Source organism: Marivita sp. S6314 (genome assembly GCF_023015985.1).
GTDB lineage: Bacteria > Pseudomonadota > Alphaproteobacteria > Rhodobacterales > Rhodobacteraceae > Marivita.
Genome location: NZ_JALKAO010000006.1, coordinates 1 through 25,960, shown reverse-complemented (window position 1 = coordinate 25,960; position 25,960 = coordinate 1). Strand labels below are relative to the sequence as shown.

Here is a 25,960-nt window from a genome sequence, read left to right as displayed (position 1 = left end):
GTGCTGCACTGCAGCAGCGCGTTGACACAGTCAGATAGGAGGCGCGGGGATATGACGTTTCTCAAGACCGCCGCTGTAACCGCCATGCTTGGCCTCACCGCAACCACCGGGATCGCACAGGACGTGACCTTGCGATTCCAACATTTCGTGTCGCCGAATTCCGCGAACCCGAAATACTTCCTCGATCCATGGGTCGAGAAGGTAGTGGCGGAGTCCAACGGCCGCATCAAGATCGAGATCTATCCCTTCATGCAACTGGGTGGCAAAGCCACGGCGCAATACGATCTGATCAAGGATGGTGTCATTGATGGGGGATGGGTGATCCCGGGCTATACGCCGGGTCGTTTCCCCGAAGCCGAGGCGCTGGAATTGCCCTTCATGGTCACCAAAAGCGCGGAAGAGGCGTCGCGGGCGGCGTGGGTGTATACGCAACACCACCTGATGGACGATTTCGCCGATGTTCACCTGATCGCGGCGCACATGCACGGGCCCGGGATCATTCACAAGACAGGCGATGCCATCGAGGATCTGAGCGCGTTTGCCGGTCTGAAACTGCGCGGCCCGTCGCGCGCTGCGACGCTTTTGCTCGACAAGCTTGGGGCCGAACCCATTGGTTTGCCGGTTCCCCAGTTTCCCGAAGCGCTGAGCAAAGGCGTGGTCGACGGGGGTGTGATCACTTGGGAAATGGCCCCATCGCTGAAGCTGGATGAGCTGACCGACAGCCATACCGACGTGGCGGGGGATATGTCGCTCTATAACCTTTATTTCATCTGGGCGATGAACAAGGACAGCTACAATGCGCTGCCGGACGATCTCAAAGCGGTCATTGATGCGAACTCCGGTCTTGAAACATCCGCCATGGCCGGACGTGCCCATGATACCGGGGATGTCGTAGGTCGCGCGCTGATGGAAGAGGCCGGAAACGAGATTGCAACTCTCAGCGATGCCGAAACAGCCCGGATTGTGGCGCTGGGCGAAGAGGTCACCCGGGACTGGATTCAAGAGATGACGGCCCGGGGGCTGAACGCGGCGCAGCTTGTCGAGGATGCGAAGACCGCCGTTGCGGGAACGCGTTCTGAAACGGTGCCCGCAGACGGTTGATCACCGCAGACCGTGACGGTCTGAGGGCGAGGCAGCGATGCCTCGCCTTTTTTGCGTCGATGTAAATATCCCGGCGCAGTGTCAGGACTGCGCATCCCAACGTTTCCAGAACAGGGACAGCAGTGTTTCCCCCGACACGGGCGTCACGCAATCCGCGATCAGAACTGGCCCGCCCTTGGCTGGCGGTCTTGTGGTGTCTTTTGCACGATCTTCGCAGGCGCGCAGATCGTCGGCTGTGGCGGCGAGGGTACCCATGTTATTCGTTTATCACGGTGCGTCCGTTTCACCAAAACGCAACAGCGTCACGTGGGTGTCGCCGTACCGCCGTGTGTCAAGTTTCGCAAACCCGACCGGTGCCAGTTGCGGCGTGCTTTCTTCCCACACGATCAACGCGCCTGTCGCAATCCATCCGCCTGCCACGGCAGAGGCAAGCGCGGCCTGGCCAAGTTCCTTGCCATAGGGCGGATCAAGAAACACCAATGTGGCAGCTGGTCCATCACAGACGGGCAGACGTGTGGCGGAGCGGCTGATCACGCGGGCGTTCTCGGCGTCCAGCGTCTTCAGATTGGCCTTGATCAGCGACAGCGCTTTGCGACCGTCATCGACAAACACAGCCGATTGCGCCCCGCGCGACAGCGCTTCAAGTCCCAAAGCGCCCGTGCCTGCAAAAAGGTCAAGCACATGGGCCTCCGTGAACGGATCGCCAAACCGGCCGCCGCCCAGCATGTTGAACAGGCTTTCGCGCACCCGGTCCGTTGTTGGCCGTAGATGCGCCCCCGGATCGCCCTTGCCGACGCTGGCCAGCGTACGGCCGCGCCACGTCCCGGCGATGATCCTCACGCTTTCAACAACGCCTTGAGATCGGTTTCCGGATCACCCACCACGGCCGGGTCGGGTGACTTGCCCGCTTCGATCAACCGTTTGCCAACCATATACGCGCGGGGATCATTCATCGCGTCAATCGCCAGAAGCGTGTCCCCTGAATAATACCAATGCGACACCGCGCTATCGCTCGCGCGAACGATCACCGTGTCGTAGCCGGTGTTCAGCCCCGCGATCTGCAGCTTGACGTCGTATTGATCCGACCAGAACCAGGGTTTGGGAACATAGGGCGTTTCGGTGCCAAGGATGTTGTCGGCCACGCACTCGGCCTGATCAATCGCGTTTCCCACACATTCAAGACGCATCTGCTGACCATTCAACGGAAAGGACGCACAATCACCGGCCGCCCAGATCTTGGGGTCCGAGGTTTGTCCGAACGCATTGGTCGCGATGCCATTGTCAAGCGTAAGCCCGGCCGCTTCGGCAAGATCCGTGTCTGGCGCGATGCCCACACCGACAAGGACAAAATCGACATCGATCTTGCTGCCATCTGACAACACAGCCCCCGAGACCGCACCCGCCTCTCCGGTCAGGTGATCCAAGCCGACCCCTTCCCGCAGATCGACACCGTGATCCTTGTGCAAGGTGCGGAAAAACGCAGACGTTTCCGGTGACGCGACACGCTGCAGAATGCGGTCGGCCATCTCCACCAACGTGACCTGCAACCCGCGCTTTGCGGCAACAGCGGCAGCCTCAAGACCGATATACCCACCCCCAACGATGAGCACGCGCGCGCCGTCTACGAACCGGGGGGCCATCTGATCCACATCTGCCAAGCCACGCACAAGCAGCACGCCGGTCAGGTTACCGCCGATGGCGTCGGGCAGGCGACGGGGGCGTGACCCGGTGGTCAGAACCAGGTGGTCGTAGTGCAGCTGCTGATCCCCGACGGACACGGTTTGCCCGGACGTGTCGATATCCGTGACCGGTGCGCCAAGGGCCAGGGTGACGTTCTGTTCGTCGTAGAAACTCTCAGGTCTCAGGTAGAGACGGTCGCGTTCCATTTCCCCCAGGAGATAGGCTTTCGACAGCGGTGGGCGCTGGTAAGGGGGCACAGGCTCTTCGCCGATCAGGGTGATGTCGCCGTCAAATCCCTTGCTGCGCAACCGGGCAACAACCGATGCTCCGGCCTGACCGGCCCCGATAACAATTACGTGGCTCATCCGCGCTCCTTTTCCCCAACTTCCATTGGTCTCGTCCGGCGCGACCCTATATGACAGGGTATCTGAATTGCAATTCTTGAGCGAGGACACACCATGACGATTGCACCGGGCGATACTCTTCCAGCCGCTGAACTGGTCAAGATGGGCGGCGACGGCCCCGAAGCGGTTTCGCTTGTCGATCACATCCAGGGCAAGAAAGTTGTCGTTTTCGCGGTTCCGGGCGCCTTCACGCCGACCTGCCATTCCGCACATGTGCCAAGCTTTATCAGGACGAAGGATCAGTTCGATGCGAAAGGCGTCGACGAAATTATCTGCGTGTCCGTGAATGATCCTTTTGTGATGCAGGCCTGGGGCGAAGCGACAGGGGCGACCGCAGCCGGCATCACGATGCTGGGGGACGCGGAAAGCGCATTTACCAAGGCCATCGGGATGGATTTTGACGCCCCGCCAGCCGGGTTGATTGCGCGGTCCAAGCGCTATGCGATGCTGGTGGAAGACGGCAAGGTGACCAAGCTGCATGTCGAGGACAGCCCGGGCGTGTGTGAAGTTTCTGGCGGTGAAGCACTGCTTGCCGAACTTTAGGACAAGTGCCGCCAATTCAGGCGTAGCAAGAAAATATTAGGGAAGGTCAAAGAAACTTCGTACGAAGTTTCTTTGACTCGCCCAGTAAATTTTGATGAGCATATGAGTTAGGAGCAATCGCCTCCCCTTGAACATACGTTTCGGTTCACCCGTGCTCACATCCGGTTGTAACGCGCCCAATCCTCGATTTCGGGATAATGCTTTTGCCGCCACGCGTGCACCCGCGGGTTCATCATGGCGCGCCACTTTCTGGGGAACAACGCAAAGAAGGTCATCACAGGATACCCATAGGGCAATTGGGGGGCTTCCTCCTCGTCATAGGCTTGCAACAAGGGGAACCGACGGTCGGGTTTGAAGTGATGGTCGGAGTGGCGCTGTAGATTGATCAGGAACCAGTTTGACGCTTTGTGCGAGGCGTTCCAGCTGTGCCTGGGTTTGACATGTTCATATTTGCCATCGCCAAGGAACTTCCGGGTCAAACCGTAATGCTCCACGTAATTCACGACCTCCAGTTGGAAAATCGCGGTCGCGGCCTGAACCACAAAAATGACGATCCCGAGCCAACCGCCAAGCACAAAAGCGAGCGCGACAAACAAAACTTGCAACGTCGCGTATCGCCAGAACGGATTGCTGTAATGCCACCAAGGCAGGCCTTTGCGGGCAAGCATCTCGGCTTCGGCTTTGAACGAAGACCGCAGGCACCCCTTGAGCACGCGCGGATAAAAGCGCCAGAAACTCTCGTTGTACCGCGCCGTGACCGGATCGCGCGGCGTCCCGACGTGGCGGTGGTGCACCAACAGGTGCTCTGACCGGAAATGCCCGTAAAGCGCCATCGTCATCAGCAGATCGCCCAACCACCGTTCCAGCTTGTTTTTCTGATGCATCAGTTCGTGCGCGTACACGATCCCGACACTGCCCGACAGAACACCAATGCCCACGGCCACCATGTAAACTTCAAGCGGGCCCAGATGGTCGGTTCTGGGAATGTACCACACAAGGCCAAACACCATCAGGAACTGAAGCGGTGGCCAGATGAGCGTGATCAGCCGGTGCCAGAACAACGCGCTGTCCTGCGTCTGCGGGTCCAGCCCGTCCGTGTTCAATCCAAGGGCCGCATCCAGAGTGGCGAAAACACCCCAAGCAGCGAGGATCGGAAGAATAACAAACACCCCGCCGACCATCGCACTCAGCAGCACAAGTGGAATCAGGGTCAGGGACAGCCAGAACGGCAGGGCCGCGCGCAGCGGAAGGCGCGCAGGGACCGGAGGCAGAGTGCTATCCGTCATTGATGGCTGTTCCCTTTCAAATGCGAACTCAGTCTACCAAACCAAAGCCGGGTTCACCAAGATTGACGTTGCGATCCTGGCAAGATGTCACTGCGTCCGGGTCAAAGCGTAGGCTTTGCGCATCACGGTCGGCAGGTCGTTGGGATCAAACACATCGGCGTCGACAAAATGCCCCCGCAGCGGCGTGCGATCCATCGGAACCAGGGCCGTTTTGACTGTCAGCTTCAAATGGAAATGAGTGAATGTGTGGCGCGCCTCGGCGGGCAGGGTCTGCCATTCGGCCTTGATTGGCGGGGCATCCTCTGGTGCGTCGGTCCAGTCGCTTCCGGGCCAGCCCAGCATCCCGCCCAATAAACCGGTTTCGGGCCGTTGCTCCAACAATACCGCACCGTCGATCCGCCGCGCGATATACGCAATGCCCAGCCGCGTTGGTTTGCGCTTCTTGGGTGACTTCTTGGGCAGGTCTTTCGCCGTGCCCGCCGCCCAGGCGGCACAGGATGTGCGCCACGGGCACAACCCGCAAGCGGGATTGCGCGGGGTGCAGATCGTCGCCCCCAAATCCATCACCGCCTGCGCGTAACATCCCGGGCGCGTGTCCGGCGTCAGGGCCGAGGCATAGCGCATCAGGATCGGCTTTGCGGCAGGCAGGGGGGTATGTTCATCATACACCCGCGCCATCACGCGTTCGACATTGCCGTCCAGAACCGTTTCCGGAAGATCAAAGGCAATCGAGGAAATGGCCGCAGCGGTGTAAGGGCCAATCCCGGGTAGAGCAATCAGGCCATCATATGTGTCGGGAAACACACCGTCATAGTCCTGATGCACCACACGGGCGCATTTCAACAGGTTCCGGGCCCGCGCGTAATAGCCCAGACCAGCCCAGGCGGCCATCACATCGGCATCATCGGCCTGGGCAAGATCGCTGACCGTGGGCCACCGGGAAGTGAAGGCGTCGAAATAGCTTTTGACCGCCGCAACCGTGGTTTGCTGAAGCATGATTTCCGACATCCACACCCGATAGGGATCCGGTCGCACACCCTGTTGCTTTTGCACGGGACCCACCCGCCACGGCATGTCGCGGGCGTGTCGATCATACCACTCAAGAAGGGCACGGGGATCGGGCTGCTCACGCAGGTCTGACATTCCTTTGATCTCGGGTCTCATTTGTGGGCTGGTTGCTGGACGGTCTGACCAGTAGAATAGCTTTTGGAAAAGGGATTCAAGCCATGCCGCCGCGCACCGGTCAGACAAAAGGCTTCAAACGCACATCGAGCCTCTTGCAGACGCAGATCCGCAAGACGTCCGAAAGCCGTGGGTTTGCCCAGTCCCGCCTGTTGACCCATTGGGCCGAAATTGCGGGGTCTGACATTGCCGGTGTCAGCCGCCCGGTCGAGGTCCGCTACGGGCGGGGTGGATTGGGCGCAACGCTGACGCTTCTGACCACCGGCGCACAGGCCCCGATGCTTGAGATGCAAAAAGAAAAACTGCGCGAAAAGGTGAACGCGGTCTACGGCTACAACGCGATTTCGAAGATCCGGATCACCCAGACCGCCAGCACCGGGTTTTCCGAAGGGCAAGCGCATTTCGACCACCGCGCGCCCGCCGCAGCAACGGACACGCCGCCCCCGATCCTGCCAGAGGCAAAGACCGCCGCGCGCGACGTAAAGGACGGAGACTTGCGATCGGCCCTCGAACGTTTGGCCAGCAACGTCTATTCCAAAACACAACACAGGACGTAGGTCCGATAGCAACCTAGACAGAGGGTTTCTCGATGAAGCAACGTTTGATGACCATTTTTCTTGCCCTGGCGTTGGCCAGCGGTGCCGGATGGTGGTTCACACAGCCCACCAGCACAACCACGGTTGCGGGTCAGGACATCTTGCTTCCTGGGGCCGCGAATGCGCAGGAAAGCACGGGCGAAAAGGTCGAGATTCAGGAAATGGTACTTGGGTCCGCCGATGCGCCGGTCGAGGTGATCGAATACGCCTCTTTTACCTGCCCGCATTGTGCAACTTTTCACAGCGGTGTGTTCAAGGATCTGAAGGCGGATTACATCGACACCGGCAAGGTCAAGTTCATCTACCGCGAAGTCTATTTTGACCGGTACGGCCTTTGGGGATCGATGATCGCACGTTGCGGCGGGGAAGAGCGGTTCTTTGGCGTGACAGACATGATCTATGACCAGCAAAGCAGCTGGACACGGGCGGGATCAGAGGCCGCCATCGCCGATGAGCTTCGCAAGATCGGCCGGATTGCGGGGCTGGAAAACGAACAGTTGGAAGCCTGCCTGAGCGACGGCGACAAGGCGCGGTCCCTGATCGAATGGTATCAGGCAAATGCCGAAGAACACGGGATCAGTTCGACTCCGTCCTTCGTGATTGACGGCACCACGCATTCCAACATGAGCTACAACGATTTCCGCGAAATCCTGGACGACAAGCTGGGCAGCTAAGTCTTCCCGTCAGTGTCGAACAAACGTGCGGCCGGTCCCTGTATGGGGGCCGGCCGTTTCTGTTTCCGCCCGGTGTTCAGGGTGGTGTTAACCATTTGTTAAGGATTATCAAAAATCCGCATGACGTATTTTTTGTCTTGGTGAAGAACGGGTTATGGATTTAGTCTCTTGATATTTACCGTTTGTTTTACCCAGCGTTGAGGGCTCATGTCTTACAGTCTTTCCATTCTTCAAAACGGTCGCGCGGCGTCCGTTATCGTGTCTTTAACCGAAAACGTTTCGCAGAATTTTACCTTTGCCTTCGATATTGCGATGACCGTGCAGGATGTGCGTTCAAATGGCATCGACCTTCTGACAAATGCAGAGGTGTCAAACACGTCTGATCTCTCGAATTTCAGCTATACCGCCGCGTCTTCAGGGACGTTCATCGGGCCACTGACAGCCGGAACACGGCTGTTGTCTTTCGAATTCGAAGTGCTCGAAGCCGGGATCATCGACGTCACCTCGTTTGAGGGCAGTTTTGATGGCGTTGTGCAACCCACCCCTGCCTTGCCAGAGATTGATCTGGAGGCGCCGCCGCCCCTTGAGGCGGATATGATCCTTGGGGACTTTGCCGTCGGTGAGACGCTTTCTGTTGACACCTCACAGCTGCCAAATTTTGGTCTCTTGTCGGAACAGTCTCTGGAATACACGTGGTTTCGCGACGGAACAATTACGCAGATCGGGGAAGCAGAGGCCGCGACCTATGTGCTGACCGACGCGGATGACGGCGCGGTGATCAGTTTGCGCGTGGCGTATATCGACGGCGACTTTATCGAACGTATCGTGTTCAGCAGCGATGAAGAACGTGTTGGTGATGGGCCCGATGAAAACCGGGCCACGTCTGGCGATGACAGCCTGTCCGGGGTCACTGATGAGCAAGAGGTGATCGAAGGCGGAAACGGCAACGATTCGATCTTCGGTGGACCGGGGGTGGATTTCATTAATGGCGATGACGGGATCGACACGGCTGTGTTTTCCGGGCCGCAGAACGGCTACACGTTGCAACTGTCCCCAACATCGGCGCGGGTCGATGACAGAACGGCAGGGCGGGATGATTACGATCTGCTGACCGGGATCGAGTTTCTCAAGTTCGAAGGCGAAACTGCCATTCCGGCGTTTTTTCTGGACCGGTTCGATTCAGGCGCGCAATTGACCGAGGCGCAGTTCAACGAGGTGATCGAACTATACATCGCCTATTACAACCGCGCGCCGGATTCGCTGGGGCTGGCCTTCTGGACCAATGCCTATGCCGAAGGTGGGGTCACCTTGGGTGACATGGCCAACGATTTCGCAACGCAGCCGGAAACGCAGGGGTTGTACCCCGAGGGCACGACCGACACCGTTTTTATCGAAGCTGTCTATAACAACGTTCTGGGGCGCGACCCGGACGCGCCAGGGCTTGCGTTCTGGCTGGGCCAGTTGGGCGCTGGCGGATCAACACGGGCCGAGTTCATCCTTGATATCCTCCAAGGCACACGCGCACCGCTTCCTGATGGCACGCCGCAAGAGACAATCGACCAGCAGGCGCTGGACCGGGTGTATCTGGAGACCAAGACAGATGTCGGCGCGTATTTCGCCGTGCATCTTGGGATGACCGATGCAGAGAACGCGCAGGATGTGATGGATGCGTTCGGCGATGCCACTCAAGCTGATGAGGCGGGTGCGCGCACCGTGGCGGATGGGTTTGTCAGCGCTGCAAATGATCCGCTGACCGGTGAGTTCCTGATCCAGATCACCGGTGTCCTGACCGACGATTTCAGCGGAGGAATTGTCTAGTCAAAAACAGGTCACCAAGTGGACCGATTGTTTCGCGCGCGAAACATTTGGTCCGGATCGGTCCTATTAACGGTTCGTTAACCCTGATTTCTTCCGAGCCGATCCTTACTTCTCAAACATTTTGAACCGGAGTGAATTATGCCTCTCAGACTGGAATACGGCCAATTTCAAGATACGTTTTTTATCAATATCGTTGCCGATCAGGCCCTGCCTGACGGCACCACGTTCGAGACCTTTATCCGAGGCCTCGTGAATTCGACCAACGTGCCGGGCGTCGCCCCCGCCGACTTTGTTGGCGTTGTCGAGAATGACGCAACCCTCACCAGCACCATGGTGTTCGAAACCGGCGACACGATCATCGACAGGGCCGTTGGCGTGGTGGATGGCGGCGCGGCACCCGGGGACGTGCTGTTTGCCTACGAGTTCTCGGTGAACCGATCCGGGTTCTGGGACATCGACACGTTTGAAGTGGTTCTGAACAATTCGGGCGTCGTGACTGAAATCGTCACACTGTCGCAAGTGTTGCCGTTCGGGTCGCCGACCTCGAACATGATGCCGACCGATGGTCCGGACAGTTTGACCGGGACGGATGGCCCGGATTCGCTTGTTGGGGAGCAGGGCAATGACACCCTGGAAGGCGGTGCGGGAAACGATGTGATCGACGGTGGTGCCGGGCAGGATACGGCGATCTATGCTGGCCCGCAAAGCAGTCATACGGTGACGATCTCTCCTTCCGGGACAACCGTGGAAGATAGGCGCGCCGAGGGGGCCGGGACCGACACGCTCACCGGGATCGAGTTCATTGATTTTGAAGACACGACCTTCGACGCAACGGCGTTTGGCGGGGCGGCGTTGATCACGGTGGAAGAGCTTGAGGATATCATCGAGCTCTATATCGCCTATTTCAATCGCGCGCCCGATGCCTTGGGTCTTAACTTCTGGGCGACGAACTATGCCAATGGGGTTGTGTCGACGCTGGACGACATGGCCCGGCTGTTTGCCCCGCAACCAGAGACTCAAGCCACCTATCCGGCAGGCACCACCAACGGCGGATTTGTCACGGCCGTCTATAACAACGTCTTGGGGCGCGATCCCGATGACGTGGGCTTTGCGTTCTGGGTGAATGTTCTCGACAGCGGCGCGCGCCAGCGGGATGAGTTCATCCTTGAATTGCTGCGCGGTGTCGATGCACCGAACCAGCCAACCGACTCGCCCGAAACCATTGCGCAACGCGGGATTGATCGGGACTATCTTGATACGAAAACCGATATCGGTACCTATTTCGCCGTGCATCTGGGAATGTCAGACGTAGACAACGCCCGTACGGTGATGGATCTGTTTGACGGGTTTGCCGTGACCGAGATTGATGCACGGAATCAGGCAGACAATTTCTATGCAGACGCGCTGGACCCGCAAAACGGGGAATTCCTGTTGCCCCTGGTGGGTGTTCTGACCGACGATTTCGACGCGTCGAGCCTGATTTAGGTCGGCGTGTCGCGCCGCCCTTCGCGTAACCACGCGCCAAGGATCAGGCCCGAGGCCAGAAGCAGGACCAGCCATCCCGGCAGGATCGGTGTTTGGGTCACGTCCAGTGTCTCGAACGCCTCGCGCGGGGTGATGCCAAGCCAGCCGCGGCCAGCGGCTGGACGGCCTTCGCCGACGGCGCGGATCGTTGGCAATCCCTCTTCCAGCCGCCGCACCCCGCCGCGCGTTGCCGCGACGGTTTCCTCAAGCACCTCTCCGCTTGCGATGGTTTCTTCGAATTCGCGCGGCGCGGCGGGGCCAAGGCCAACCACGGCCTCTTCATCGCCTTCGGTTAGTCGATAGAGCCCAATCGTCGGCCCGGTATAGAGCGCCTCGAACCGGCCCGGTGTCACCTCTTCGAGCGTCACCTCTTCTTCTGTTCCATCCGGTCGGGTCACCGTGACCGTTCCGATTGTTTCATCCAGCGTGCGCCGGATAATGCGCATGGTCTGGCCGGTGGGTTCGGCCCAGAGCGCTTCTTCCTCAAGCTCTGGTTCCTTCATCATCCAGTGCGCAAGACGGCGCAGCAGATCAAGCTGCGGACCGCCGCCTTCGAACCCGCGCGACCAGAGCCACGCATGGTCAGACGCGATCAGGGCAACACGGCCTTCGCCGATGCGGTCAAGCACCAGAAGCGGTTTGTCGTCGATCCCGCTCAGGACAACGTCACCGCCAATGGGGTCAACTTCGATCTGGCGCATCCAGCGCCCCCATGTGTCCTGCCCAGCAAGACCGGAGGTCACGGGATGACGCTGGCCCAGATCGGTGATCTCTGGCCGGTAGCCGCGTTCGATCACGCGGGCGGTGGGTTCGGCGGGAAGGATATCCGCCAAAGGGGACCGGTAGATGCTGTCGGCGCTGGCAAAGTCAGGCCCAGCCGCAACGAGAACCGCACCGCCCTCTTCGACGTAGTTGCGCACGTTGTCCAGATAGATTGCGGGCAGAATGCCGCGACGCTTGTAGCGGTCAAAGATGATGAGGTCGAAATCCTCGATCTTCTCAAGAAACAGTTCCCGCGTCGGGAAGGCGATCAGCGACAGTTCGGTCACCGGGACGCCGTCTTGCTTTTCCGGCGGGCGTAAAATGGTGAAATGGACCAGATCAACAGAGCTGTCGGATTTCAGCAGGTTGCGCCATGTACGGCCACCGGCATGGGGTTCGCCACTCACAAGCAGAACGCGCAGACGGTCGCGCACACCGTTGATCTGGACAAGCGCGGTATTGTTGCGGTCGGTCAGTTCTCCGTCTGCTTCGGGTACGGTGAACTGGATCACGTTCAAGCCGCCATGCGGCAGGGTGATGGGCAGTTCGATGTCCTGTCCGATCGGCATTTCGAAACGCTGCGGGTCTTCGCCATCGACCGAGATATCGATCACGGTGGCGCTGTCGTCCGGGGCTGCGCCATCGTCTTCGACACGCAGGGTCAGGGTGACCGGTTCCCCGAGGATTGCGAAGGCAGGGGCGTTTTTGACAATCAGGCGGCGGTCCCAGTCCGTGTCCTTGCCCGTCAGCAACAGGTGCAGCGGCGCAGGCAGGTCTGGTGTGCGTTCCAGATCATGCAACCGCCCGTCACTCAGCAGGAAAATCCCGGCAATGCGCCCGCGCGGTTCTTCGGCCAACGCATCGGACACGGCGGACATCAATAGCGTGCCAGTGTCGCCTTCGCCATCGGCCACGTCAATGCGACGGATCTCGGTATTGGGGCGCGCGTTAAGCTGCGCCGCAAGCGCGACCGACGCATTGGTCGACGTATTCAGGCGATCACCAAGCGACTGGCTCGCGCTTTTGTCTTCGACGATCAACACGATGTTCGACAGCGGTGCGCGGTCTTCGATCTGGTAAGACGGTTGCGCCACGGCCGCCAGCACGACCACAGCGGCCAGAGCGCGCAAGGCCCATCCCTGCAAACCACGCCACAGCGCCAGCGCGACACCAAGAAACGTAAGTGCCGCCAGTGCAGCAATCAGCCCCCAGGGCAGAAGCGGGTCAAAAACAATGCTGCCGGTCATTATTGGCCCAACCTGTCAAGAAGCGCAGGTACATGGACCTGGTCGGATTTGTAGTTGCCGGTCAGGACATGCATCACGAGGTTGACGCCAAAGCGATACGCAATCTCGCGCTGACGTTCACCTGAATATCCCCGACCAATCGGGTACATGGCGTTGCCCCGCCGGTCCATTGCCCAGGCCGATGCCCAGTCATTGCCGCCGATGATCACCGGCGTCACGTTGTCGTTGAGGTTCCTGAACGGCATGCCTTCAACAAGTTCCGCATCCGGCGGCGCGGCTTCGACCCAGACGTCACGGCTGTTGTGGCGGCCCGGGAAGTCCTGCAGCAAGTAGAATGTGCGGGTCAGAACGTGGTCTTCGGGGATCGGCTCAAGCGGAGGAATGTCCAGCGGCGCGGCCAGTTGCTGAAGTTTGCGGCCATTGGGGCTGCCGGTGCCAAATCGCGCGATATCGGCGTCGCGGGTGTCGAACATGATCATCCCGCCCGAGCGCAGGTAGGTGTTGAGTTTGGTGTAAGCCTCGGCAGAGGGTGTTGGCTGATCGGGCGTGATGGGCCAGTAGAGAAACGGGAAGAACGCCAGTTCATCGGTTTCAAGGTTAACCGCAACCGGGTCCGCCGGTTCGACCGAAGTGCGGAAAAACAGCGTTTCGGACAGCCCGCGCAACCCGGCCTGCGCCACTTGGTCCAGCGCGTCATCGCCCGTCACCACATGGGCAAAGGTCACCTCGGCTGTGGTTTTGAGCGCAAAGCTGTCTTCCTGCGCCGTGACCGGTGATGCGGGCATCAGCAACGCGGCGGCGATCAAAGCGGCGGCAGTTGTGGCTTTCGGGCCGGACAGACGCCCAGAGAGGAACAAAGAGGCAACGATATCGGCCAGCAACAAGAGGGTCGCAAGCGCCAGCAACCACCCGGCCAGCGGCGTTTCCTCGGATGGGGTCAGGCCTTCGACGGTGATATCTGCGGGCCAGGTTGCCGGGACCAAAGCGTCCTCAGCCGACAGCACATTCCGCGCCAGCGCGCGGTCCTGGCTTTGATACAGACCGGGGCGCAGGTCCGGCCCCAGCGATGTCGATACAAGCGCTTCGCCTGTGACGCCCGGATATGTGCTGCCATCGGCCAACGTGCCATAGGCGTCCAGAACCAAAGTTGGCTGCCAGATCGTGCCTGCAAGATCCTCCGCGCTGGGTTGCGCCGATGCTCCGGCGGCGATGGCAAGCCGTTCCAGCATTTGCACAAACAAGCCCGACAGCGGCAGGCTTGACCATTCGGCATTGGCGGTGACGTGGAACAGGATGATCTGGCCCTGACCCACCTGTTTGCGGGTCACCAGCGGGGTCCCATCGCTGAGCTGTGCAATCACCCGGTCGGCAAGTGCCGGATCGGGCTGGGCCATCACCTGCGCAGATACGGTGACGTCAGCGGGAATGGGCAGGCCGAAAAACGGGCTGTCTTCGGTAAAGGCGGCCAGGGATTTTGGTTCTCCCCAACTCATCGCACCGCCGACACTGCGCCCGCCGGCACGCAGACGGACGGGCATCAAAGGGTCTTCCTCTTCGCGGCTGATATCGCTGGCGGCAAGGCGGGGGCCTGCAAAGCGCAAGAGAATGCCGCCGTCTTCCAGCCACGCCAACAGCGCGTCCTGTTCAGCCAGCCCAAGGGTGGCCACGTCGGCAAGCCCGATCACATCCGGGTTGGCGGGAATGATATCCATCAGTGCGCCGCTGAGCAGATCCGCACTGGGTTCCAGCGCTTTCTCAAGATAATGCAGCGGTGACAGCAGTTGCAGCCCCTCGCGGTCCTCGCGCCCTGCGATCAGCGCAACTTCGCGGCGGCGCAGGCTGTCATCCGGCAGGGTTGTCGCGCCAGCGCTGCGGTTGCCCTCAATCTCAAACCGGGTGATCCGCGCGCGCAGCTCGGATGGCAGGGACAAGGCGGTTTCCGCTGTTGCGGCATCGGCGTCGAACACGGCTGTCGCGCGCGCCAGAACCGCCGGGTTGCCCGCCGGGTCGCGGCCTTGGGCCAGAATCGTCACCTCGCGCGGGCTGCCCGTTTGGGCGCGCAGCGCGGTCAGGATGATATTGCCATCCTCGAACCGCGCGGGCGCAAGGCCCAGGATGGTCTGACCCGCCTGAAACACGGAGATCACGCCGCGCTCTTCCAGCGCTTCCAGAAGCGTCGCGCGGCTGTCACGGTCAAGCCCGTCGGACATCCAGTAGGTGTCAAACCCACCATCCGGCAGCACCTGCACCGCGCGGCTGATCTGATCTTCCGAGGGTTCCCACGGCTCTGGTGTCAGCCCTACCAACCGGGCGCGCAGATCATCCGCCGCCTGAAAGCTGGTGGGTTCCGGCGATGTCAATTTGATCAACGCAACACGACGGTCATCGCGCGCAGCCTGCGCCAGCAGCCCGTCCAGCGCTTGCGTCCGGGCGCGCCAGCTTGCGGCGCTGACCCATGATCCGTCCATCACAACCAACAAGGGCGCATTGCCTTGCGCGGTATCGTCCGTCTCGGGGTTCAGGATCGGTCCGGCCAGTCCGATGATGATTGCAGCGACCGCCAGCATACGCAGCAAAAGCAGCCACCACGGGGTTCGGTCACTGACCTGATCATCGTCCTTGAGGCCAAGCAACAGCACGACACCGGGGAACAGCCGTCGGATCGGTGCGGGCGGCACCGCGCGCAGGATCAGCCAGAGGATCGGCAACGTCAGAAGCGCCAGCAACAGCCACGGGGTCACAAAACCGATACCGAAAATCGTCATCCGTGAGCCCCATCCATCGCGCGGTAAATCCAAAGCAACGCCGATTGCGCGCTGTCATTCGTATGATGGCACAAATACTGCCATCCGGTCAGTCGGCTGAGATGCTCCAGCCGATCCTTACGCGCGGCCAGACGGTCAAGGTAACGGGAACGCAGGTCACCGGCCTTCAGCGTTTCGTGCACCAACCCGCCGCCAATGCTCTGGAAAATTGTCCGCCCGTCGAAGGGAAAATACTCCTCGGTCGGGTCAAGGATTTGCACCAGCGCACCGCGCACGCCCCGGTCAGCCGCTTTGGTCAGGGCCGCCTCAACCGGGGCCGGATCTCCCAGAAAGTCGGAAAAGAACAGCGCGCGGGATTGCGGGATCATGCCGCGTGCCTCGGGTTCGGAGTAATCGTCGGATTGGTCGACTGACAGCATCTCGGCCAGTCGCGTGATCTGTGCCTGTCCGCGCCGGGGTGGCAAATCGAACCCGGTCAGGCCAACCCGTTCGCCCCCCCGGATCAAAAGGATTGATGTCGCCAAGGCCAATGTGCGGGCGCGATCCGCCTTGGTGCTGAGGTTGTCGTCCGAGGCAAACCGCATCGATGCCGCCTGATCGACCCAGAGAATGACGCTTTGCGCAATCTGCCATTCGCGTTCGCGCACATATTGCTGATCGCTGCGCGCGGACCGCCGCCAGTCGATGTCGCGCAGGGCGTCGCCCTGTTGCATCGGGCGATACTGCCAGAAATCGTCGCCCAACCCCGATCTGCGGCGACCGTGGTCCCCCAAGAGCACCGTCCCGGCAAGATGTTCCGCCCGCGCAAGGAGCGCGGGAAGCCGTGCGGCTTCTTCCTCGGAACGTTGGCGCAGGGCGGTGACCGTGGTCACGCAGCCGCCTCGGTCGCAACCAGACCGCTTGCAACTTCGTCAATCAGATCTCCCAGATCCTCGCCCCGGGCGCGGGCCGAGAAGGTCAGCGCCATCCGATGGGTCAGCACGGGGCGGGCCATGTTGATGACATCCTCGGGGGCCGGGGCCAGCCGACCTTCCAGCAATGCCCGTGCGCGCACGGTCAACATCAACGCTTGCGCCGCACGCGGGCCGGGTCCCCAAGAGACGGTGTCCTTGACCCGCTCGCCCGCCAGGGCGTCATGCGGACGGAAGGCGCGCACCAGATCGAGGATCATCTCGACCACCGCATCCCCCACCGGCATCCGGCGCAGCAGGTTCTGGGCGGCAAGCAGCTCTGCCGCGGTGAACACGCCGTAAGCCTCTGCCTCCTCTGCGCCGGTCGTGGCCAGAAGGATTTCCTTTTCGGTTCCGCGATCCGGATACTGCACATCAATCTGTACCAGAAAACGGTCAAGCTGGGCTTCGGGCAGGGGGTACGTGCCTTCCTGTTCAATCGGGTTCTGCGTTGCAAGCACGTGGAACGGGGCGTCCAGTTCCCGCGTTTCGCCAGCGACGGTGACGACCTTTTCCTGCATCGCCTGCAACAGGGCCGATTGTGTGCGCGGCGACGCGCGGTTGATTTCGTCGGCCATCAGAAGCTGGCAAAAAATCGGACCCTGAATGAATTTGAAGGCCCGGCTGCCATCCGCCCCGGTTTCCAGAACCTCGGACCCAAGAATATCCGCGGGCATCAGGTCAGGTGTGAATTGCACCCGATTGCCATTCAGACCCATCACCGTCGACACCGTTTCGACCAGACGCGTTTTCCCAAGGCCCGGCAAGCCGATCAACAGCCCGTGCCCGCCGCACAACAGCGCCGCCAGCGTCAGTTCGACAACCCGTTCCTGTCCGATAAACCGCCGCGTGATGGCTGTCCTGGCCTGCGCCAGCTTATCTTCCAGCGCTTCGATCTCTGCCACCAAATCTTCGGCTGGGGCCATGACGTGTCTCCCTTGCGGATTATCTCGTTTCAGGAAAGTGTAACGCGCAGGGTCAAAATGGCAAAAGCAATGAGCGCACAAGATCGTGTTAATCCATCCGCAGACGGCATCGCCGCCTCTGCGCGCGCCGCGACAGGCAAGGGACTGCCGCCGGTTCATCTGTGGAATCCGCCGTTTTGCGGCGATCTCGACATGCGCATCGCGCGGGACGGGACGTGGTTTTACCTGGGCACGCCGATTGGCCGATTCGAGCTGGTAAAGCTGTTTTCGTCAATCCTGCGCAAGGATGGCGACGAATACTTCCTCGTGACGCCGGTTGAAAAGGTGGGAATCACCGTCGATGACGCGCCTTTTGTGGCCACGGATTTCGATGTTGAGGGCGAAGGTGCCGCGCAGGTTCTGACGTTCAAAACCCATGTTGGAGACTCTGCCGTTGCGTCAGCCGACAATCCCATCCGGGTCACGCGGGATCCCGAAACCGGAGAGCCGTCGCCATATATCCTGATCCGCGCCAATCTTGAGGCGTTGATCGACCGCAAGAGTTTCTACCGTCTGGTTGAGTGCGGTGCGCATCACGAGGATTGGTTCGGGGTCTGGTCCAAGGGGACGTTTTTCAAGATCATACCGTCGGCGGAATTGCCGGACTAAGCGGGTTCAAAACCGCTTGAAGTCGGTTCGAACCGACTTCGCACGCGCGTCGTAGTGCGGTCCGCGTCAGTCGCCAAGCTTGGCATGCACCTCGTCGAGGTCGATCTCGCCAATCGGCATCTTGTTGCCCGGATTTTCAAAGTCGTATTTGAACAACTCGAAATCCCGTTTGTAGATCTCGTAGACGAGATGCATCGACAGGTCATCGAAATAATCTTCGACCGGATGCGCGCGTTTTGGTCCGTGCCCTTCGCTTTCGTTGAAGCGCGGGATCTTCGCAAGATCAATGCTTTGCTTCGTGTCGACCTGGCTCAGGACGCTGGCCATGCCGTCGTTAAAGCTCTCGGTCCAGAAAATGTTGTCATACCGGCCACCATTCACGATGAACGTGCTGATATGGCCTGACATCGCGGACCAGTGAATGTCCGGATCCATCGGGCGGCGCCAGCGGATGGTGTCGCGCGCAAACAGCAGGAACCGGCGGAAGCTCTTGATCTGGTCGAATTCCTGCTTGCCGTCCTCACCGCCGACCTCGATCCCGTATTTCTGGATCAGAAGCGGAACGAGGTTGCCGCGATACCGTTTGCCGTTGCGCTGGATGCCGCAGATCTTGTCAAAAAAAGAGCTCAGGATCCGGGTGTACGGGTTCCGCACGCAGGTAAAGGAATAGGTATCATGCGCCTGGATGCGCTTCGTGATGGGATCCCGGCTATGGTCCAGCGCCCATTTATGCAGCCCGTTTTGCGCATCATGGATGTCGCCATCGAAAAATTCGCCGTGGTCCGAAAAAAACATGATCTGCCCGATGGTCGAACACGCGCATTTCGGCACAACGCGATAGACCATGCTTTCGCTCTCGGTCATCCAAGTGCCGGGAAATCCCATAACTCTACCGCCTCCAGCCTCATCTCGGGCTCTTCTCGTCCCGTAACGTAAACAAAAAATCAAAGAAAGGCAGTTTATTCAATGACTGAACGCGCGTATCACTTTGGTAACGAGGTGAAGTAAGAGCAGATGCCCGGTTGAATGGCAAATATCGCCTTCATATTACTGTGTCACAAGGACCCTGACGCAATTATTCGTCAGGCCCTGAGCCTGACGGCCGTGGGCGATTACATCGCAATCCACTTCGATGCGCGCGCGGATGCAAAAGCTTTCAAAACCATCCACACCGCGCTTAGCGACAATCCCAACGTGGCATTTGCCAAGAAGCGGATCAAATGCGGCTGGGGCGAGTGGTCGCTTGTTCAGGCGACGCTCTATGCTGTCGAAGCGGCGGTCGATGCATTCCCTCGCGCCACGCATTTCTACATGCTGTCCGGGGATTGCCAGGCGATCAAGACGGCCGAATACGCGCATGAATATCTTGATCGGCGGGATGTCGACTTTATCGAAAGCTTCGATTTCTTCGCCTCGGATTGGATCAAGACCGGGATGAAGGAAGAACGGCTGATCTACCGTCACTTCCTGAACGAACGAAATTCCAAATGGCTGTTCTACAAAAGCCTTGAATTTCAGAGGCGCTTCAAGCTGACGCGCAGTATTCCGGAAGACCTTGAGATCCAGATTGGCAGCCAATGGTGGTGCCTGCGACGCCGGACCGTTGAAGCCATTCTTGACTTTGTAAAGCAACGCCCGGACGTGAAGCGGTTCTTCAGCACCACATGGATCCCGGACGAGACCTTCTTTCAGACGCTGGTGCGCCATCTGGTGCCGGAAAACGAGATCGACTGTCGGACGCTGACCTTCCTGATGTTCTCGGACTACGGGATGCCGGTGACCTTCTACAATGATCACTTCGATCTACTGCTCAGTCAGGATTTCCTGTTCGCCCGGAAGATCAGCCCCGAAGCCTTTGACCTCAAGGAAAGGTTGGGCAGCCTTTATGCGGCACGGGGTGTGGACTTTGAAATCTCCAATGAAGGCCGGTCCCTGTTCAAATTCCTGACCGGCAAGGGGCGGGTGGGGCGCCGGTTTGCGACCCGCTTTTGGGAAAAGGAAAGCACACTGGGGCGCGAACGCGAGTTGCTGATCGTGGTGTGCAAGAAATGGCACGTGGCCAAGCGCCTTGTCGCGCGCATCCGGCAGCTGACCAACATCCCGTGTATCGAATATCTGTTTAACGAAGAGGACACGGATCTGCCGGATATGGGGGGCATTCAGGCAACGCTGAGCAAGCGCCACCGCCACCGCCGGTCATTGATGCGGATGCTGTTCGATTACTACGATTCCGACAGGATGGTTGTCTGCATGGATCCCGGAAACCTCGATCTTCTCGAAGATTTCTGCCGGGATCGAGCCACGACCCGGTTGCTCGAAATCGAATGTCATTTCAGCGATGAGTACTTGATCGGCCATGCGATGCGCGTTGGGCTGGCCGGGGAAAGCACGCCGCAGGCGACGCTGGAGCGGCTCTTGCCGACGATCCGCAACGATATCGTGCATGAAAGCGACCGGATCCGGGATGCCGAATTCGAGAACTACTTGCGGATCCGTCAGGAGAACAGCCCGGACGAAAACGCCGTGGCGTTGACACAGTTTCTGGCTGTGCCGCCCGATCAAGCGCTGGACATCGCGCGCGCGGACCATCTTTTTTCCGATTAAGGAGTCGTGTCATGGCCTATCACTATGATGATCAGAATATCTTTGCGAAAATCCTCAGGGGCGAAATCCCGAATGACACGGTGCTGGAGACCGAACACAGTCTCGCCTTCCGCGATATTCAGCCTCAGGCGCCGGTGCATGTGCTGGTGATCCCGAAAGGACCCTATGTCTGCTATGATCATTTCGCTCAGGCCGCGAGTGATGCGGAAATTGCCGATTTCACCCGCACCATCGGCGCGGTGTGCGAAAGCGAAGGCCTGCAGGAGAATGGATACCGGATCATCTCGAACGCCGGGGAGGCAGGCGTGCAGGAAGTCCCGCACCTGCATATCCATGTCTTGGGTGGCCGGGGCTTGGGCCGCATGCTGGAACCAGCGCGGTAAAGCCGTTTCGAAACGGCTTTACCGCGTTATCCAACGCGGCTACCCGGCGCGTGTGAGCGACAGGAACACGTCTTCGAGGTCGGCCTGTTCGGTGCGCACGTCCCGGATGCGGATGCCGTTTTCGCGCAGGAATTCCAAAACGTCCTCTGCCGAGGTCTGACGCGCCCGGTAGGACACCAGAAGCGTGCCATCATCGCGCCGCGACACGCTGATCCCGGATCTGTCCCGCAAGTTGCCGACCGGGGTTTCGGGCTGGATCACCATTGTTTTGGCATCCAGCTGGCCCAACAGGTTTTGTGTGCTGTCGCGCGCAACCACCTCGCCGTGGTTGATGATGGCGATCTCGTCGCACATTTCCTCGGCCTCTTCGAGGTAATGCGTCGTCAGGATGATCGTCATCCCGGTGTCGCGGTTCAGCTTGCGCACGTTGGTCCACAACATCTGGCGCAGTTCGATGTCGACGCCGGCCGTCGGTTCATCCAGCACCAGAACATGTGGCGTGTGCACCAGCGCTTTGCCAAGCAACAACCGACGACGCATGCCCCCCGACAGCGTGCGGGCATAGGCCTCTGCCTTGTCGGTCAGCCCCACAAGCTCAAGGATCTCGTCGGAACGGCGCTCTGACTTTGGCACGCCATAAAGCCCGGCCTGCACTTCCAAAGCGCCGCGCGGGGTAAAGAAGGGATCAAGGTTCAATTCCTGCGGCATCACCCCGATGGACGCGCGCGACTGGCGTGGGTTCACATCCTGATCCCACCCCCAGATCGACACATGCCCGGCGGTTTTGGTGACCAGCCCCGCAAGAATGTTGATCAATGTCGATTTGCCGGCACCGTTCGGCCCAAGCAAGCCGAACACCGACCCTTGCGGAACGGTCAGGTCGACCCCCTTGAGGGCCTCCTTGCCGCCCTTGTAAGTCTTCTTCAGCCCCTCGATGCGAATGGCGTCCTGTGTCATTGCTATCTCTTGCTCCACCGTCGATGTCCGCTTACACCGCACATAACGGAAATGCCAACGAAGGAAATGCACCCGATGACGACGCAAGCGCCCGAAACCAGGATCGTGGACAGCTATCGCATCTCATGTGATGGCGGCGAGGGCGCTTTGGGCCACCCGCGCGTCTGGTTGCAAATTCCGCATGACACTGGCTGGGTCGAATGCCCGTATTGCGATGCCAGATATGTCCACGCCGACCAAAAGGACTCGTCTGACGCGTGACGTTTGACCGGCTGTTCGCCGGCCTGATTGCGCTGGCCGTGTTCGCGGCCATCGCCATCCGCATCTGGTTGCGGATGTCCGAACATGGCGAGACGGTGATCGACGCCGTCTGGTCGATTTACCGGTTCTTCACCATCTGGACCAACACGCTGATCGGGTTTGCCTGCGCGCGGATCGCGTCGGGGGCGCGGGTTTCACCGAAGGGCCTGAGCGGGCTGTTGTTGTCGATCCTGATCGTTGCCTCGGTGTACCACGCGCTCTTGGCGTCGTTGAATGACTATACCGGGATAGACGCGGTCGTGGATTCGCTGCTGCACACGATTGTCCCGATGGCCTTTGCGCTCTTCTGGCTGACCTGCGTTGCGAAACACGCATTGCGATACAGGGATATCCTGCCGTGGCTGATCCTGCCCTTGGTGTATTGCATCTATGCAATGATCAGGGCTCAGGCTGATGGCGTGTACCCGTATTTTTTCCTGAATCTTGCGAACCTGGGCCTGGCGCGCACTGCATTGAATGTCCTTGGTTTACTGTTGGTGTTTGCGGGTGTTGGCGCGCTGATCGTGCTGGTTGCCAAAGCTCTGACGCGGCTTTCCTCAAACAAGGGCGGCGCGTCAGCGTAAGGCAGATTGCATCTGCTTAGTGGCTGGAACCTGCGGTCGGTCCGTGGCACACCTTCGGCATTGCAACAGGGGGCACGCGACATGGCATTCGGCAAAGGACATCACCTTCACCTGATCGACGGCTCGGCCTTCATCTTTCGCGCCTACCACGCGCTGCCACCGCTGACGCGGAAATCCGACGGGTTGCCTATCGGCGCGGTCAGCGGGTTCTGCAACATGTTGCAACGCTATGTTGAAGGAAACCACGGCCCCGATGCGCCAACGCACGTCGCGGTGATCTTTGACAAGGGCAGCCACACGTTCCGCAACGACATGTACGATCAGTACAAGGCCAACCGCGAAGCGATGCCCGAGGACCTGCGCCCGCAAATCCCCCTGACCCGACGCGCGACTGAAGCTTTCAACATTGCCTGCGAAGAGCTTGAGGGATACGAGGCGGATGACATCATTGCGACTTTGTCGGTGCAGGCCCGCGACGCTGGTGGCCGTGTCACGATCATTTCGTCCGACAAGGACCTGATGCAGCTTGTCGGTGACGGCGTGGTGATGATGGACGCGATGAAGGGCAACCGCGTGATCGACCGCGACGGTGTGTTCGAGAAATTTGGCGTCTATCCCGAACGGGTTGTGGATGTGCAGGCGCTGGCAGGCGACAGCGTGGACAACGTGCCGGGTGCGCCGGGGATCGGGATCAAGACAGCAGCGCTGTTGATCAACGAATACGGGTCCCTCGAAGACCTGCTCGACCGCGCGGAAGAGATCAAGCAACCCAAGCGCCGCGAAACCCTGATCGAAAAGCGCGACCAGATCGAGCTTTCGAAGAAGCTCGTCATGCTGGATTGCGAAACGCCACTGGGCTTCACCCTCGACGATCTTGAGGTGCGCGACCCGGACCCCGAGAAACTCATGCCGTTCCTGGCGGAAATGGAGTTCCGCACCCTCACCAAGCGCATCGCCGAAGCGCTGGAGGTGGAACCACCCGTCATTCAGGACACCACACCCGAAGGCGCCAACCCACCTGACGGCGATGCGCCCGAGCTGCCGCCGATGGACCCGGCAACCTATGACTGCGTCCGCGACCTGACCGCGTTGCAGGCCTATATCGACGCCGCCCATGAAAAAGGCTGGGTGGCGTTCGACACCGAAACCACCGGCCTCAATGACATGACCGCCGATCTGGTCGGCATCTCGCTTTGCGTGGAACCGGGCAAGGCCTGCTACGTGCCCCTGACCCACAAGGCCGAGGGCGGCGAGGGCCTCTTTGGCTCTGACGATCTGGCCGAGGGGCAAATCCCGCTCGACGATGCGCTTGAGGCGCTTAAACCGCTGCTCGAAGACCCGGCTGTGATCAAGATCGGGCAGAACATGAAATACGACACCAAGATCATGTCGCGCTACGGGGTGGATGTGCAGCCCATCGACGACACGATGCTGATGTCCTACGCCATGAACGCGGGCCTGCACAGCCACGGCATGGACACGCTCAGCGAACGTTACCTCGGCCACACCCCGATCCCGATCAAAGAACTGCTGGGCACCGGCAAGAGCCAGATCACCTTTGACCGCGTGCCGATCGACAAGGCGGTGCCTTACGCGGCCGAGGATGCCGAGATCACGCTGCGTCTCTGGCTCATGTTCAAGCCACAGCTGCATCAGGTCAAAGTCACCCGCGTCTATGAAACAATGGAACGTCCGCTTGTGCCCGTGCTGGCGCAGATGGAACGCAACGGGATCAAGGTCGACCGCGACACGCTAAGCCGCATGTCCAACGCGTTCAGCCAAAAAATGGCGGGGCTGGAAGACGAGATTTATGAATTGGCCGGTCGCAAGTTTAACGTGGGCTCCCCCAAGCAATTGGGAGAGATCCTGTTCGATGAAATGGGGTTAGAAGGCGGCAAGCGCGGCAAGACGGGGGCCTATGCAACGGGGGCGGACGTCCTTGAAGACCTTGCCATGGAACACGACCTGCCGCGCCGCGTGCTGGATTGGCGGCAACTCAGCAAGCTGAAGTCCACCTATACCGACGCGCTGCAAGACCACATCAACCCCGACACCGGCCGCGTGCACACGTCTTACTCGATTGCAGGCGCGAATACAGGTCGTCTCGCCTCCACCGACCCAAACCTGCAAAATATCCCGATCCGCACCGAAGAAGGCCGCCGCATCCGCGAGGCGTTTGTGGCCGAGCCGGGCAAGACGCTGGTCGCTTTGGATTACAGCCAGATCGAGCTGCGCATCCTTGCCCATATCGCCGACATTCAGGCGCTCAAGGACGCGTTCAAAGAGGGCCAGGACATCCACGCCGCCACGGCGTCCGAGATGTTCAATGTGCCTTTGGACGAGATGACTCCCGATGTGCGCCGTCAGGCCAAGGCGATCAATTTCGGCGTGATCTATGGCATCTCCGGCTTCGGCCTTGCCCGCAATTTGCGGATCCCCAGAGCCGAGGCGCAGGGTTTCATCGACCGCTATTTCGAACGCTTCCCGGGCATCAAGGCCTACATGGACGACACCACGAAATTCGCCAAGGAACACAACCGGGTTGAGACCTTGTTTGGCCGTGTGATCCACACACCCGAGATCAACGCAAAAGGCCCCCGCGCAGGCTTTGCCAAACGCGCGGCGATCAACGCGCCGATCCAGGGCACCGCCGCCGACATCATCCGCCGCGCCATGATCCGCATGCCGGATGCGATTGCTGATCTGCCTGCGAAGATGCTGTTGCAGGTGCATGACGAATTGCTGTTCGAGGTGGAAGCCGGGGCCGAAGACGCGGTGATCGAAGCCGTACGCATCGTCATGGAGGGCGCGGCTGATCCGGTGGTGCACCTCACGGTTCCGCTTGTCGCCGATGCAGGGCAGGGGGCCAACTGGGCTGAAGCGCACTGACGGGGGGCGAGATTTCGAAATCTCGCCAAGGCTCTTTGAAAGGGATCGTTGCGTAGATCGCTCAAGGACGGACTGAGGCCCGGAATTGCCCTAATTCAGGCGGCCCGATCGAACAGCTCGGTCAGAAGGCGGACTTT

Annotated in this window: 23 protein-coding genes; 12 read left to right on the top strand and 11 right to left on the bottom strand. The window is 60.0% G+C overall.

Annotated elements, in window-relative coordinates; all coding sequences use genetic code 11:
• The first annotated feature begins 51 nt into the window (after positions 1-51).
• Entirely contained in the window at positions 52-1,101 is a 1,050-nt protein-coding gene (locus MWU54_RS15465; RefSeq protein WP_247085504.1) for a TRAP transporter substrate-binding protein, read from the top strand.
• An 81-nt stretch (positions 1,102-1,182) separates the two neighbouring features.
• Here MWU54_RS15465 and MWU54_RS15460 read toward each other — a convergent pair whose 3' ends face one another.
• From MWU54_RS15460 to MWU54_RS15450, 3 genes are read right to left on the bottom strand one after another with little or no spacing between them, the layout of a single operon-like run.
• Positions 1,183-1,356 carry a hypothetical protein gene (locus MWU54_RS15460; RefSeq protein WP_247085502.1) on the bottom strand — a complete coding sequence of 58 codons (174 nt, stop codon included), beginning with the start codon at positions 1,354-1,356 and terminating at the stop codon, positions 1,183-1,185.
• Positions 1,357-1,368: 12 nt separating this feature from the next.
• Positions 1,369-1,941 (bottom strand): 16S rRNA (guanine(966)-N(2))-methyltransferase RsmD, encoded by a 573-nt coding sequence (rsmD, locus tag MWU54_RS15455; RefSeq protein ID WP_247085500.1) that lies wholly within the window; start codon positions 1,939-1,941, stop codon positions 1,369-1,371.
• A complete protein-coding gene (locus MWU54_RS15450) occupies positions 1,938-3,146 on the bottom strand; it encodes an FAD-dependent oxidoreductase (protein ID WP_247085498.1) in 1,209 nt (402 codons plus the stop codon). The genes rsmD and MWU54_RS15450 overlap by 4 nt, the downstream gene beginning before the upstream one ends.
• Before the next feature lie 93 nt (positions 3,147-3,239).
• Between MWU54_RS15450 and MWU54_RS15445 the strand changes: the two genes are divergently transcribed.
• Entirely contained in the window at positions 3,240-3,728 is a 489-nt protein-coding gene (locus MWU54_RS15445) for a peroxiredoxin (protein WP_247085495.1), read from the top strand.
• Positions 3,729-3,883: 155 nt separating this feature from the next.
• Here MWU54_RS15445 and MWU54_RS15440 read toward each other — a convergent pair whose 3' ends face one another.
• Complete coding sequence (locus MWU54_RS15440) at positions 3,884-5,014, bottom strand: alkane 1-monooxygenase (protein WP_247085493.1); 1,131 nt, start codon at positions 5,012-5,014, stop codon at positions 3,884-3,886.
• An 87-nt stretch (positions 5,015-5,101) separates the two neighbouring features.
• Positions 5,102-6,157 carry an A/G-specific adenine glycosylase gene (gene mutY, locus MWU54_RS15435; protein WP_247085491.1) on the bottom strand — a complete coding sequence of 352 codons (1,056 nt, stop codon included), beginning with the start codon at positions 6,155-6,157 and terminating at the stop codon, positions 5,102-5,104.
• Between the two features lie 83 nt (positions 6,158-6,240).
• On the opposite strand from mutY, the gene MWU54_RS15430 reads away from it, so the two are divergent.
• The 4 genes from MWU54_RS15430 to MWU54_RS15415 all read left to right on the top strand — a co-directional run bounded on the left by MWU54_RS15430 (position 6,241) and on the right by MWU54_RS15415 (position 10,769).
• On the top strand, positions 6,241-6,753 hold the full coding sequence (locus MWU54_RS15430; protein ID WP_247085489.1) for a DUF721 domain-containing protein: 513 nt from the start codon (positions 6,241-6,243) through the stop codon (positions 6,751-6,753).
• 32 nt (positions 6,754-6,785) lie between these two features.
• Complete coding sequence (locus MWU54_RS15425) at positions 6,786-7,466, top strand: DsbA family protein (protein ID WP_247085487.1); 681 nt, start codon at positions 6,786-6,788, stop codon at positions 7,464-7,466.
• Positions 7,467-7,673: 207 nt separating this feature from the next.
• Positions 7,674-9,284, top strand: coding sequence for a DUF4214 domain-containing protein (locus MWU54_RS15420; RefSeq protein WP_247085485.1), 1,611 nt, complete (start codon positions 7,674-7,676; stop codon positions 9,282-9,284).
• Between the two features lie 138 nt (positions 9,285-9,422).
• Positions 9,423-10,769, top strand: coding sequence for a DUF4214 domain-containing protein (locus tag MWU54_RS15415; RefSeq protein WP_247085482.1), 1,347 nt, complete (start codon positions 9,423-9,425; stop codon positions 10,767-10,769).
• Here the strand turns inward: MWU54_RS15415 and MWU54_RS15410 are convergent.
• The 4 genes from MWU54_RS15410 to MWU54_RS15395 are packed head-to-tail and all read right to left on the bottom strand — an operon-like array spanning position 10,766 to position 17,458.
• Positions 10,766-12,817, bottom strand: coding sequence for a glutamine amidotransferase (locus MWU54_RS15410; protein ID WP_247085480.1), 2,052 nt, complete (start codon positions 12,815-12,817; stop codon positions 10,766-10,768). The two genes, MWU54_RS15415 and MWU54_RS15410, sit on opposite strands and share 4 nt — an antisense overlap.
• A complete protein-coding gene (locus MWU54_RS15405; protein WP_247085478.1) occupies positions 12,817-15,582 on the bottom strand; it encodes a DUF4159 domain-containing protein in 2,766 nt (921 codons plus the stop codon). The genes MWU54_RS15410 and MWU54_RS15405 overlap by 1 nt, the downstream gene beginning before the upstream one ends.
• Positions 15,579-16,454: a DUF58 domain-containing protein gene (locus MWU54_RS15400; protein WP_247085476.1), complete on the bottom strand. Its 876-nt coding sequence runs from the start codon at positions 16,452-16,454 to the stop codon at positions 15,579-15,581. Before MWU54_RS15400 ends, MWU54_RS15405 begins: the two co-directional genes overlap by 4 nt.
• Positions 16,451-17,458 (bottom strand): MoxR family ATPase, encoded by a 1,008-nt coding sequence (locus MWU54_RS15395; RefSeq protein WP_247085474.1) that lies wholly within the window; start codon positions 17,456-17,458, stop codon positions 16,451-16,453. The genes MWU54_RS15400 and MWU54_RS15395 overlap by 4 nt, the downstream gene beginning before the upstream one ends.
• Before the next feature lie 69 nt (positions 17,459-17,527).
• Between MWU54_RS15395 and MWU54_RS15390 the strand changes: the two genes are divergently transcribed.
• Complete coding sequence (locus MWU54_RS15390; RefSeq protein ID WP_247085472.1) at positions 17,528-18,106, top strand: DUF1285 domain-containing protein; 579 nt, start codon at positions 17,528-17,530, stop codon at positions 18,104-18,106.
• A gap of 66 nt (positions 18,107-18,172) precedes the next feature.
• Here the strand turns inward: MWU54_RS15390 and MWU54_RS15385 are convergent, their stop codons facing one another.
• Positions 18,173-18,991 carry a sulfotransferase family protein gene (locus MWU54_RS15385; protein ID WP_247085470.1) on the bottom strand — a complete coding sequence of 273 codons (819 nt, stop codon included), beginning with the start codon at positions 18,989-18,991 and terminating at the stop codon, positions 18,173-18,175.
• 141 nt (positions 18,992-19,132) lie between these two features.
• Between MWU54_RS15385 and MWU54_RS15380 the strand changes: the two genes are divergently transcribed.
• Positions 19,133-20,710: a DUF5928 domain-containing protein gene (locus tag MWU54_RS15380; RefSeq protein WP_247085468.1), complete on the top strand. Its 1,578-nt coding sequence runs from the start codon at positions 19,133-19,135 to the stop codon at positions 20,708-20,710.
• Positions 20,711-20,721: 11 nt separating this feature from the next.
• Positions 20,722-21,093 carry a histidine triad nucleotide-binding protein gene (locus MWU54_RS15375; RefSeq protein ID WP_247085465.1) on the top strand — a complete coding sequence of 124 codons (372 nt, stop codon included), beginning with the start codon at positions 20,722-20,724 and terminating at the stop codon, positions 21,091-21,093.
• 39 nt (positions 21,094-21,132) lie between these two features.
• Here the strand turns inward: MWU54_RS15375 and MWU54_RS15370 are convergent, their stop codons facing one another.
• Positions 21,133-22,050: an ABC transporter ATP-binding protein gene (locus tag MWU54_RS15370; protein WP_247085463.1), complete on the bottom strand. Its 918-nt coding sequence runs from the start codon at positions 22,048-22,050 to the stop codon at positions 21,133-21,135.
• A gap of 75 nt (positions 22,051-22,125) precedes the next feature.
• Between MWU54_RS15370 and MWU54_RS15365 the strand changes: the two genes are divergently transcribed.
• The 3 genes from MWU54_RS15365 to polA all read left to right on the top strand — a co-directional run bounded on the left by MWU54_RS15365 (position 22,126) and on the right by polA (position 25,823).
• Positions 22,126-22,311 (top strand): zinc-finger domain-containing protein, encoded by a 186-nt coding sequence (locus MWU54_RS15365; protein WP_247085461.1) that lies wholly within the window; start codon positions 22,126-22,128, stop codon positions 22,309-22,311.
• Positions 22,308-22,934, top strand: a complete 627-nt coding sequence (locus tag MWU54_RS15360) for a Pr6Pr family membrane protein (RefSeq protein ID WP_247085459.1) — start codon at positions 22,308-22,310, stop codon at positions 22,932-22,934. Before MWU54_RS15365 ends, MWU54_RS15360 begins: the two co-directional genes overlap by 4 nt.
• 81 nt (positions 22,935-23,015) lie before the next feature.
• Positions 23,016-25,823: a DNA polymerase I gene (polA, locus tag MWU54_RS15355; RefSeq protein WP_247085457.1), complete on the top strand. Its 2,808-nt coding sequence runs from the start codon at positions 23,016-23,018 to the stop codon at positions 25,821-25,823.
• Positions 25,824-25,960: the final 137 nt, after the last annotated feature.